The organism is Wolbachia endosymbiont of Armadillidium vulgare str. wVulC, from assembly GCF_001027565.1.
Classification (GTDB): Bacteria; Pseudomonadota; Alphaproteobacteria; order Rickettsiales; family Anaplasmataceae; genus Wolbachia.
The window spans coordinates 141,053-152,708 of sequence record NZ_ALWU01000008.1 but is presented as its reverse complement, the minus strand read 5'-3'; the positions used below and the strand labels follow the sequence as shown (position 1 = coordinate 152,708).

10 protein-coding genes, 2 tRNA genes and 1 pseudogene are annotated in these 11,656 nt (G+C 35.9%); 6 read left to right on the top strand and 7 right to left on the bottom strand.

Features of this window, described 5'->3' with window-relative positions; all coding sequences use genetic code 11:
• The first annotated feature begins 6 nt into the window (after positions 1-6).
• The 3 genes from nuoI (at position 7) to infC (ending at position 3,107) form a co-directional block, all read left to right on the top strand.
• Entirely contained in the window at positions 7-489 is a 483-nt protein-coding gene (nuoI, locus tag wVul_RS05330) for an NADH-quinone oxidoreductase subunit NuoI (RefSeq protein WP_047759474.1), read from the top strand.
• 185 nt (positions 490-674) lie between these two features.
• Entirely contained in the window at positions 675-2,576 is a 1,902-nt protein-coding gene (gene thrS / locus wVul_RS05325) for a threonine--tRNA ligase (RefSeq protein ID WP_047759473.1), read from the top strand.
• A 12-nt stretch (positions 2,577-2,588) separates the two neighbouring features.
• Positions 2,589-3,107, top strand: coding sequence for a translation initiation factor IF-3 (gene infC, locus wVul_RS05320; RefSeq protein WP_047759472.1), 519 nt, complete (start codon positions 2,589-2,591; stop codon positions 3,105-3,107).
• A 22-nt stretch (positions 3,108-3,129) separates the two neighbouring features.
• On the opposite strand, the gene nuoF is transcribed toward infC, so the two are convergent.
• Together nuoF and wVul_RS05310 are read right to left on the bottom strand one after the other, a co-directional pair.
• Complete coding sequence (gene nuoF, locus wVul_RS05315; protein WP_047759496.1) at positions 3,130-4,383, bottom strand: NADH-quinone oxidoreductase subunit NuoF; 1,254 nt, start codon at positions 4,381-4,383, stop codon at positions 3,130-3,132.
• Positions 4,384-4,402: 19 nt separating this feature from the next.
• Positions 4,403-4,475: transfer RNA gene (locus tag wVul_RS05310), tRNA-Lys, on the bottom strand.
• A 302-nt stretch (positions 4,476-4,777) separates the two neighbouring features.
• Between wVul_RS05310 and wVul_RS05305 the strand changes: the two genes are divergently transcribed.
• The 3 genes from wVul_RS05305 (at position 4,778) to wVul_RS05295 (ending at position 7,386) form a co-directional block, all read left to right on the top strand.
• A tRNA-Ala gene (locus wVul_RS05305) sits at positions 4,778-4,853 on the top strand.
• Between the two features lie 164 nt (positions 4,854-5,017).
• Entirely contained in the window at positions 5,018-6,898 is a 1,881-nt protein-coding gene (locus tag wVul_RS09885) for a magnesium transporter (protein ID WP_238580415.1), read from the top strand.
• A 44-nt stretch (positions 6,899-6,942) separates the two neighbouring features.
• Positions 6,943-7,386 (top strand): hypothetical protein, encoded by a 444-nt coding sequence (locus wVul_RS05295; protein WP_047759471.1) that lies wholly within the window; start codon positions 6,943-6,945, stop codon positions 7,384-7,386.
• 76 nt (positions 7,387-7,462) lie between these two features.
• Here the strand turns inward: wVul_RS05295 and ccmE are convergent, their stop codons facing one another.
• From ccmE to wVul_RS05275, 5 genes and pseudogenes are all read right to left on the bottom strand, one after another.
• Positions 7,463-7,855, bottom strand: coding sequence for a cytochrome c maturation protein CcmE (gene ccmE, locus wVul_RS05290; protein WP_047759470.1), 393 nt, complete (start codon positions 7,853-7,855; stop codon positions 7,463-7,465).
• Positions 7,839-7,976 (bottom strand): CcmD-like small membrane protein, encoded by a 138-nt coding sequence (locus tag wVul_RS09465; RefSeq protein WP_179943858.1) that lies wholly within the window; start codon positions 7,974-7,976, stop codon positions 7,839-7,841. The genes ccmE and wVul_RS09465 overlap by 17 nt, the downstream gene beginning before the upstream one ends.
• Positions 7,973-8,832, bottom strand: a pseudogene (locus tag wVul_RS05285) (biotin--[acetyl-CoA-carboxylase] ligase). Before wVul_RS05285 ends, wVul_RS09465 begins: the two are co-directional and overlap by 4 nt.
• 17 nt (positions 8,833-8,849) lie before the next feature.
• On the bottom strand, positions 8,850-10,214 hold the full coding sequence (locus wVul_RS05280; RefSeq protein ID WP_047759469.1) for an NADH-quinone oxidoreductase subunit N: 1,365 nt from the start codon (positions 10,212-10,214) through the stop codon (positions 8,850-8,852).
• Positions 10,211-11,653: a complex I subunit 4 family protein gene (locus wVul_RS05275; protein WP_047759468.1), complete on the bottom strand. Its 1,443-nt coding sequence runs from the start codon at positions 11,651-11,653 to the stop codon at positions 10,211-10,213. Before wVul_RS05275 ends, wVul_RS05280 begins: the two co-directional genes overlap by 4 nt.
• Between the last annotated feature and the right edge of the window lie 3 nt (positions 11,654-11,656).

The following is an 11,656-nucleotide window of genomic DNA, read 5'->3' as shown; positions in this document are numbered from 1 at the left end:
CATTTTATGCTCAAGAAATTAGCTTGGTATTGGTCTTTTGTAGAGTTGATTAAAGGGTTCGCTATCACATTGAAATACATGTTCAAACCGAAAGTCACACTGAGGTATCCTATGGAGAAGGGCCCTTTAAGTCCAAGGTTTCGTGGTGAGCATGCGTTGCGTAGGTATCCAAACGGTGAAGAACGATGCATAGCTTGTAAATTATGTGAGGTTATTTGTCCTGCCCAAGCAATAGTTATTGAAGCAGAGGAAAGGGAAGATGGCAGTCGCCGCACTACGCGTTATGATATTGATATGACAAAGTGTATATATTGCGGGCTTTGTCAAGAAGCGTGTCCTGTTGATGCAATTGTTGAGGGCCCTAATTTTGAATTTGCCACAGAAACAAGAGAAGAGTTAATGTATAATAAGGAAAAATTATTGCGTAATGGTGAAATTTGGGAGGATGCAATTGCACTCAGATTGAAAAAGAATAGGCCGTATTATTAACTAGGTATGTCAACAATTAAAACTTCTTACAGCAAGTATGTAATAGATCTCTTGTACAGCTGTTATTTAAGTGAAAGATCAGTAGCTCACCTTTTGGTGTCATTCCAGCGCGTGACGCTGGAATCTAGAAAAAAAAGAAACATGGATCCCAGTGTCACGCACTGGGATGACAAAAGGTCTGATGAATGATAAAAGTTACCTTTTCAACCGAACAAAAAGTAAAAGAATACAGTGGTAGAGTTACTGGCTTTGATATATTACAACCGGATGCTTTGAAAGAAGCAGTTGCATTGAAAGTAAACGGTGAGTTATATGATCTCTCACGTGAAATTGAATCTGACACAGAGATAGAGGTAATACAGCTCAGTGACGAAGTGGGTTTGGACGTAATAAGACACGATGCTGCTCATATAATGGCTCAGGCAGTGAAAGAACTCTTTCCTAATACTCAGATTACTATTGGGCCAACAATTCAGGATGGTTTCTACTATGATTTTGCTACAGATCGTGCCTTTACCACGGACGATCTTGCTGCAATAGAAAAAAAAATGAAGGAAATTATAAAAAGTAACCACAGATTCGTCCGAGAAGTTTGGACTCGTAAGCAAGCAATTGACTTTTTTAGCAGCATAGGCGAAAAATATAAGATTGATATTATCTCATCCATACCAGAGGGTGAAAACCTAACTGTTTATAGACAAGGCGATTTTGTAGACCTATGCCGTGGTCCGCACTCTCCTTCAACTGGCAGAGTTAAAGCGTTTAAACTTATGAAAGTTGCAGGAGCATATTGGCGTGGTAACTCGAAAGGTCCCATGTTGCAGCGCATATATGGAACGGCATGGAGAAATAAAGATGAATTAAATGCTTATATAGCGCGGTTGGAAGAAGCAGAAAAGCGTGATCATCGCAAAATTGCCAAGGATATGGACTTATTTCACATTCAAGAAGAAGCTGTTGGGCAGATTTTTTGGCATGAACAGGGATATACTTTATATAATGTTCTTGAGTCTTATATAAGAAAGAAATTGATAAGTAATGGCTATTTTGAAGTAAAAACTCCTATTTTAGTAAGTAAAGAGCTGTGGGAGAAGTCAGGACATTGGGATAAATTTCGTGAAAATATGTTTATTGTTGATGAATCTGAAAGTAAAAAGCTAGCAATAAAACCCATGAATTGCCCCTGTCATGTGCAGATTTTTAATTCTCACACCAGAAGCTATCGTGATTTACCGATGCGTATGGCAGAATTTGGTATGTGCCATAGGAATGAAAGTTCAGGTTCATTGCACGGACTGATGCGAGTGCGTGGTTTTACGCAAGACGATGCACACATTTTTTGTATGGAAGAACAAGTAAATTCTGAAACTGTAAAGTTTTGTGACCTTTTAAAAGAAGTATATTCAGAGCTTGGATTCAATGAAATTTCTGTGAAATTTTCAGACCGTCCAGATGTGAGAGCTGGAACAGATGAAGTGTGGGATAGGGCTGAAAAAGCGCTGCTTGAAGCTGTTAAAGAAGCGGGCTTAAGTTATGAACCAAGTCCAGGTGAAGGTGCGTTTTATGGTCCCAAGTTAGAATTTGTTCTAAAGGACGCAATAGGAAGAAGCTGGCAGTGTGGTACGTTACAGGTTGATTTTATTTTACCAGAGCGGCTCAGAGCTTTTTATATAGGAGCAGATGGGCAAAAGCACCACCCTGTTATGATACATAGAGCAATTCTTGGAGCTTTTGAACGTTTTATTGGAATTCTAATAGAGCATTATGCAGGAAAATTTCCACTGTGGCTTGCTCCAACACAGCTTGCTATTCTGACCATTACAAATGAGGCTGACGGTTACGCCACAGAAATTAGCAGTATTTTAAAAGAACAAGGTGTGAGAGTCAAGACTGATTTGACCAATGAAAAAATTAGTTATAAGATACACTTGCATAGTTCAAACAAGGTTCCTATATTATGGATCATAGGCAAAAATGAAGTTGCAAACGAAACTGTGTCAGTGAGAAATTTGGGATCGAAAAAACAGGAGTCTTTGTCTTTTGAAAAAGCTGCTGAATTGTTATTAAAAAATATTGATTTGAGTTAAGGGAGTTAAAATTTGCAAGTTAAAAAGAACAATAAAAACAGAATTAATGAACTCATCACAGCTAAGGAAGTACGCTTAGTTGATCATAATGGTGAAATGATCGGAATTGTTCCAATAGAACAAGCTTTGGCATCTGCTCAGAATGTCGGTTTAGATTTGGTAGAAATTGCACCTGATTCAACTCCTCCAGTATGTAAAATACTGGACTATAGTAAACAAAAGTATGATATAAAAAAGAAGGCAAGTGAAGCAAAAAAGAAACAAAAAGCATTAACTACAAAAGAAATTAAACTGGGTCCTAATATTGGTGATCACGACTACGAAACAAAATTGCGTCAAACAAGGGATTTTCTTACGCATGGACATAAAATTAAAGTCACAATGAGGTTTAGAGGTAGAGAACTTACAAATACTGAGGTTGGGTTGGAAAAATTAGAACGATTAATTAGAGATACTGAAGACATTGCAAAGGTAGAATTAACACCTAAAAGGGAAGGGAATCAATATTTTTTAGCTCTGGCTGCTAAGTAGCAAAACGACTTAAAAGTATAGGTTAAGTTACTATTCTCTCTTCAATTATATAACGAAAATGCCTGATTAATCCTTGAATCGGCCAAGCTGCAGCATCACCAAGTGCACAAATTGTATGTCCTTCTATTTGAGTTGTAAGATCAAGTAGCTTATCTACTTCATCAAGTTTAATATTTCCTGCTACCATCCTTCTCGTAATCCTCCACATCCATCCAGTACCTTCACGGCATGGTGTGCATTGGCCACAGGACTCATGCATATAAAAGTGTGATAACCTCTCTATTGCAGCTATTATATCAGTTGATTTATCCATCACTATTACAGCAGCAGTACCAAGCCCTGATTGTGCAGCTTTTAATGAATCAAAATCCATTTCAATAGTATCGCATATAGATTTTGGAATTAATGGCACTGAAGACCCACCAGGTATTACAGCAAGTAAATTATTCCAACCTCCTCGCACTCCACCTGCGTATTTTTCAATCAATTCACGTAGTGGAATTCCGAGCTCTTCTTCAACATTACACGGATTGTTTACGTGTCCTGAAATACAAAAGACCTTGGTACCAGTATTATTTGGTTTACCAAGAGATGCAAACCATTCTCCTCCGTGATTCAGAATATCTGGAACCATGGCTATAGTTTCAACGTTGTTTATTGTGGTTGGGCAGCCAAAAAGCCCAACACCTGCAGGAAATGGAGGTTTCACGCGAGGAAAGCCCTTTTTTCCTTCAATTGATTCGAGTTGAGCTGTTTCTTCCCCACATATGTAAGCTCCTGCACCCCTATGGATAAACACATCAAGATCATAGCCTGATTTGCAGGCATTTTTTCCAATTAAATTTTCTTCATAGGCTTCCTCAAGTGCCTTTTTTAGCACTAAATATTCTTTATAAAACTCACCCCTGATATAAATATACGCAACTGATGCGCTGACCGCTCTGCCGGCCAGGAGAATTCCCTCAAGTAACTTATGTGGCTCATATCGCAATATATCTCTATCTTTACATGTACCAGGTTCTGACTCATCTGCATTGACTACTAAATATGCTTTTGGAGGATTTTTAGGCATAAAGCTCCACTTAAGGCCGGTGGAAAATCCTGCACCCCCTCGACCTCTTAAGCCAGATTTTCTTACTTTATCAATGATCTTTTCTGATCCTAAATCTAGTAACTCCTTTGTTTTTTGCCAGCTACCACGTTTTTTTGCACCTTCAAGTAGTGGAGTTTCTTTACCATTTAGGTTGGTGAATATTTTGTCTTGTTCTTTTAGCATGTTTTTCAAAATTTGTGAGTGATCCCGACGCGATTCGAACGCGTGACCCACTGATTAAAAGTCAGTTGCTCTACCGGCTGAGCTACGGGATCATTTCATTTTTCAACTGTACTAAACAGTAATATAGTTTTTATCCATTTTAATCAAACTAAAATTTTCATGTGTGGTTAAATAAATATACTGCGTTAGTGATAATTTAATTAAGAATTTTTGAAGGAAAACTTCTTGTTAAATTTCAATTTACAGATTCATTTTGGAAGGCTTATAGAGTGATTACAAATCTGAAAAGACAAAAAGATAGCGAATTATACATAACTGCAGAATCTGTTAACTATTTAGCAATAGATAAATATTTCTTGCATTTCAGCCTGAGTGATTTATGCTTTAAGCAAGTGGGGGTATAGCTCAGCTGGTAGAGCATCTGTTTTGCACGCAGAAGGTCAGCGGTTCGATCCCGCTTGCCTCCACCAATATAGGTTTCAATATACCATAAAGTCAGTCTATTTAGTTCATCGGGGCTTTATACTAATCCTCTAGTGATATCTATTATTATCATTCCAGTATATATCAACTTAATCATAAGTTAATCAATAAATGTTAGAATAACTATAATTAAATTTATTAAATAATATTTATGAGTGGTGAAAAACATATTTTCAAGATAGTGCCTGGAGATCAGATTTCCGATACTAACGGCATCTCTATTTTTGAAAGAGCTCCAAGACTCTTTCTCGGTGATATAGGGTATAGAAAACATTCTGAATACAATCTTGCTAAAGTGAATTTTGAAGCGTTAGATGATGAAAGTAAATTTATAGAACTAAGTTTACCCCTGCAGATATGCCAAATTACAGGATTTAGAATGGATGATAGGCTTACTAAAGAAATGTCGTGTCTGAAAGAAGACGGAAAAAAACTAAACCTCTGTACAATAAAGCAAAAAAGAGATTTTTATGCTAGTGATAAAGATTTTGCTAGAGTGGAATTAGAGGAAGTACCATCTCCGATAAAAGGCAAAAGTTATTCATTAAGTATATTCGATAAAGAGTCAGGTGAATGTTGCATAAAATCTGAAATTAGAACTGACTCTAGCTTTGATTTTGAATCAGCAAAAAAAAGCCTGGGTGATACAAGCAACTTCTCTATTTTATCTGATCCTGCACGTGAAGAAATCCTTGCCGTTATACCAGAGTTCAGGGGAGGGATAATGTCTTATTATCCTTTCACTAGTGTATATGACCAAGCAAATAATAAAATTGCTTCAATACCAGGCCTCTCTCTTGCATACTTTAATGACAGTTTGGTAGACATAAAAATACCATCATTACAAGGATCTTTTTGTATTTTTGTAGACCCACAGGAATGCGAATATATTACACTTGAAGGTAGCGGTGATGATTATCAACTTTACCTATCAGATAGCCAAGGAAATCCTGTGGAAGATGAAAATCCTCAAACTCCTACTTTCCTCGAAAAAAGTATAGTGCTGAACAATAGTATATTATATAATGATTATAGTAATTTGAAAGAAATAATATCATCTAACGGACTAGAAGACTTAATATCATCAAATATATTTACTAAATTTTTTATTAAGGACCTAACAAATGACCAACTAAAGACCCTTGCCAATACTCTTAGTAACGAGCAACTGCAAAAAATAATTCCTGAGCTGAGCTCAAACCAGTTGCAGGTCTTAGCAGAGAATTTAACAGATAATCAACTTCAAGCTTTAGTGGATCATCTAACCAATCACCAATTACAAACTCTCGCTCAGGAACTAAATCCAGAAAAATTACAAATAATTGTTCCTATTTTAAGTGGTGCTCAGCTTGGAGCCCTAGTGGAAGACTTACGTCCAGAGCAAGTAAAAGAAATTTTACCTCACTTAAAAGTGGATCAGTTCAAAGCACTTATTAAAACTTTAAATAACGAACAATTTACAGTGCTTGCAAAAGACTTGGCTGAGCACCACTTGACAATACTCTCCAAAGAATTAGAAGGTGATCAGTTGAAAGCTTTAGTAAATAGTCTGCAAGAAGAACAACTGAAAGACTTAGTTAATAAGCTTGATCATGAGAAACTTGAAGCAATTGCTCAGGATTTAACTGATTCTAATAAGATTCAGATTATCATCAAGTCTTTAGCTGATAACCCAGACAAACTTCAAGCTTTTGCTCGCAATATGTCTAATGAGCAGTTTAAAGAACTTTTGGATAACGTAGGCGTAGAAGAGCTTAAAGAGATTATTCACAAGCTGCCTTATGAGAAAGTAACAGCTGTGATTGGTGATCTTGGCAATAAAGATCAATCTCAAGCTATTATTGATTCATTAAAAGGTAAACTTGACGAGCAAAATGAAAAGCTAAAAGAGGTTTATGAGAAGCTAGAAGAACTTCTACCGCCACCTGTGTACAGCGAAGCGTTGGAAAGTTTGCGTTCATCACCCCGTATTTCCCAAGATACTAACACTGAATTTATAGCAGTCGAAGAATATGCTTACCATGAAATCTGAGTACTTGTAAGCCAGTGCTTACGAGTTTGGAAAAAGGTTGTCTGATGAGCGTAGCAGCTAGTTTAATTATTAATAATGTTATGGAGGTAACTCATATGAGAACAGATAAAAGTCTACAAAACAATGTACAAGGTTTTGCAACAGAAAATAATGAGCAAAAAGTTAATATCATTGGACCTTTCAAGCTAAAAAGCCAGGGGAAAAACTTCACGGAGCAACAACTAACAAGAGCTATAGTAGGTGCTCATGTTCAAAATGTTATTAATGAGATGGTCGATAGTATAAATCAAAACCTCATTGATAAGTTAAATACGATATTAACAGATGAAGAGAAAAAAGTTGCAAAACTAATTGAAGATGTTGGTGATCAAAAGAGTGGTTTAGTAAAAGATCTCAGTGATTTAAAACAAGCTTTCGAAAATATTGCTCCTCCATTAGCAGCTCCTCCAGTATCCCATGTTACTGGCGAAGAGAACGGATTGTTTTAATATAAAGAGGTAACAGCTTGCTAGCAGGTTGCTGCTTTCTCCACATACTATTTAGGTATAGCTGGGGTTAGGGAGTTTATTTTAAAACTTTTGGCATATAGTTCTCATCATGTTTTGCAAACACCGTATCTGCAAGAAAGGTACTATTATCAGACATTTTACCTTGCACGACAATACCGCTTTTTTCCGAAAACATCGGTGGAAGTATTCCCTGGTATTTTACCACAACGCTTTTGTTAAAATCTGTCATTTGAAAAATCACTTCACTTTCGTTGCGTATCACGCTATTTTCAACAACCATTCCACCAACACGGATTGGCTTTTGACTATTTGGTAAAACTATTGCCTCACTTACTGTATAGAAAAATGAGATATTTTCTTTGAGCGTTGTTAAAATAAAAAAAACTGCACAACTTAAAAAGCAGAAAATTCCTGAAGTTATAAGTAATCGCTTATGTTTCTTCTTCATTATTATCTTTCAGGCTTTCTAGAATTTTTTTACTTTTAGTATAGCAAGAAATGGTAAAAATTAGCTCTCCAGCAATCAGCGTGAAACTAATAAGGTAAGCAAAAATTACATATGTATTCATAATGCATTATCAATAAATAACTCACCTGCATCAAAATAAATTAAGCTTTCATCCTTTTGCTGCAACACCAATTTACCACTTTTATCTATATCAGCAAAAATTCCTTCATACAATTTGTCAGCTAACTTTACACTGATTTGCTTATTCAGCTTAAATGCTCTTGTGAGCCACATTTCTCTTATAGCATAAAATCCATCAAACAGCCATTGCTTTCTTAGCTTATTAAATTTATTATTAATTTCTCTAATAGATCTATGTTAGACACAGACTCACCGTAATTGCTAATACACGTTGTTCCTGGAAGTGGTGCATGATTGACATTAATTCCAATTCCTACAATAAGCCAATTCGAATTGGATCTTTTTTCAAGCAATATTCCACTTATTTTCTTGTCATCGATTAGAATGTCATTTGGCCATTTATGTTGAATGTTACTGTCGCTTACAAATGACAGTAACGTATTCCCGACAGCAAGAGCAGTAACAAAAGTCAATTCTGTTAATTTGCTGATATCTTTAACTTGACTCGTTAAGCCTACTGTTATCCCAGTATCATCCGATGTCATCCCAGTGCTTGACCATGCTTCTTTATTCCTAGATTCCAGCGTCACGCGCTGGAATGACACCGAAAGCAGGCTTTTATCGAGATAATTGTTAAAGAGGTTTACTACCAAACTTGCATAAAAATTACCCTCGGGAGAAATCCAGTTTTTTCCAGTGCGCCCTCTACCCTCTGTTTGTTTATCGGCAATAATAATAGTTTCATTAGATATTCCTTTATCAATTAAATCTAATGCTTCTCTATTAGTGCTTGAAACTTCTTTGTAATGATGAATATGAAAGCCCTCAGGGATCACCTTGTCAACCCTTTAGTTCAATGAGTGAGTAAAACGTACAAGAAAAGAACGAGATTGATCAGTGAAGCCACCGAAATGATAATGAATAGACCCTTAGAATAAGCAACCTTATTACCACTAGCTTTATCAAAATACATAACTTTCATGATATTTAAATAATAGTAGCATGATATCACACTCGCTATTACAAGGATCAAAGACAGGCTGATAAAGCCAGAATTTATTAAACTTTTGAATATAAAAAATTTAGCGATAAAACCCGCAAGTGGAGGTATTCCCGACATCGAGAGTAACAGTACAGAAAGATGGAATGCTAAAATTGGTTGCTTTTTTCCTATACCAGATAAATTTGCAATATCACAATCGTCATCGTCAATTTGTACGAGATATGAGAATAGCCCTATGCTTGTAATGATATATATCACCAGATACATTAAGGCACTATCTGTTCCTGCTTGTGTAAAAATAGAAAGTGAAGCAAATATAAAACCAATGTGACCAATTGAACTGTAAGCAAGCAGCCTTTTTAAGTTTTGCTGACGCAAAGCCCCAAAAGCTGAGATAAGCACAGACAATGCTGAAACGTATAAGAAAATAGGCTGAACATAACTTTTTACATTTACTAACTCTTCATTCATCAATCGAATTAAAAATGTTACAAGTGCAGCTTTTGGGGCCGTAGAAAAAAACGCAGTTACTATGGTAGGTGCACCTTGATAGACATCTGGAGCCCACATATGAAAAGGAGCAATAGCAAGCTTGAAACACAAACCAATAAGGATAAAAACTAACCCAAAAACTATTCCATAAGTTATCTGATGGCTTTGCAAGAATGAACCGAGCTCAGAGAAATTGACTTGTCCTGTATATCCATAAAGCAGCGACATTCCATATAGCATAATGCAGGAAGATAGTGCACTAAGTGTAAAATATTTCACTCCTGCTTCACATGAATAAGCTGAATCTTTATTAAAGCTCGCAAGAACATATAAAGATATACTCATCAACTCAAAAGCTAAGTAAAAAGAAATTAAACTATTTGCTGAAACTAAAGTTATCATGCCAAATAGCGCAAAAAGAATCAGTATTGAAAATTCATATTTATAGTTATATTTTGATAAATTCAGCATCAAAAGTATTAAAATTCCTGTGCTGAGAATTAACCCTTGGGCTGACCTGATGTATAAATTGAGTTTTAACAACGAATTAAAGAGAAAGATTTCATTGTTTTCTGCCGAAATAATTAAAATAATCAAAGTTACCACTGTGCAGCCAAGTGCTAATAAGTTGATAGTTCGGCGGTTAAATATAATTCCAAGCAGTAGCAACACTAACGAGGAGATAATAGAGAACGTTTCCGGCAATATCTGTATATAATTCATAGCGCATTATATTTGACTAACAAATTTGCCATACATGGCTTCAAATAATTCAGTGCAAGGGTTGGGTAGAATCCAAGCAAAATAACAAACACTGCAAGCAGAATTAAGACAGAAAATTCTATGCTATCCAAGCGATTATTTAATAATTTAGAATAGCTAACCCCCCATATTATTTGCTTACATAAATTCAGCATATAAACTGCGCTTAAAATAGTGCCAAGTGCGATAAATCCTGTAAAAAAACCTATGCTCTTAAACATTCCAACCATGGCCAAAAACTCACCTATGAACCCAGATGTTCCAGGTAGCCCTATTGAAGCCATTGAAAACAAAATAAACATAAAACCAAATTTTGGCGTTGTATTTACTATGCCAAAATACTTTGCAATCTTCAAAGTTCCAATTCGAGTATATAGCATTCCAACACACAAAAATAAAGCAGCAGAAATAAGGCCATGACTAATCATTTGAAATATGCTACCCAGTACTCCTTCCTCACAAAATGAAAAGAGGCCAGCGGTAACGATCCCCATATGTGCTATTGAAGAATAAGCTATTAACTTCTTTATATCATCTTGAGCAAACGCAACTAGAGAAGCATATATCACCGCAATAATGCTCAGCACAACAACGAAATTTGAAAAATACAAACTTGCCTGAGGAAGCATTGGAATAGAAAACCTTAAAAATCCGTACCCTCCCATTTTAATAAGCAAGCCAGCTAAAATCACAGATCCAGAAGTTGGTGATTGCACATGCGCATCAGGAAGCCAAGTGTGAAATGGAAACATCGGTACTTTTATTGCAAAAGAAATAAAAAATGCAATCCACAGCAATGACTGCACTTCAAGATCAAGGCTTGGCACTAATGTAGCTAATTTTTGTATACTAAACGTTCCAAAAACACTATAGATGTACACCAATCCAAGTAGAAATAATAATGAGCCAGTTAATGTATAAAGAAACAACTTAAACGTCGCATATACCCTTTGCTTCCCTCCCCAAATGCCAATAATAAAGAACATTGGTATTAAAACAGCTTCAAAAAACACATAAAAGCTTATAGCATTCAGTGAAACGAAAAAACCAACTACAAAACTCTCAAGCAGTAGAAACAATGCCATATATGGCCTAAGGGTTGTATAACTCATTTTGCAGTTGTAGAGTATACAAATTACAAACAAGAAAGTTGTAAGCAGAAGGAAAAGCAACGATATACCATCTATCCCTATTCCAACATTTCTAATTGGGTAGCTGACAAACTGAAAGTCCGCATCGTTATAATCAAATTCTATACAAGCTACAATGCTAAGCAAAAATGGAAGTACAGCAAAAAATAGGGCAAGGAATCTTAGGTGTATAGATTGATGATTAATCCTGATCGAGGATAAAATCAACGCTCCTATCAGTGGAAGCAAGAATATACTAAGTAACAACACCTT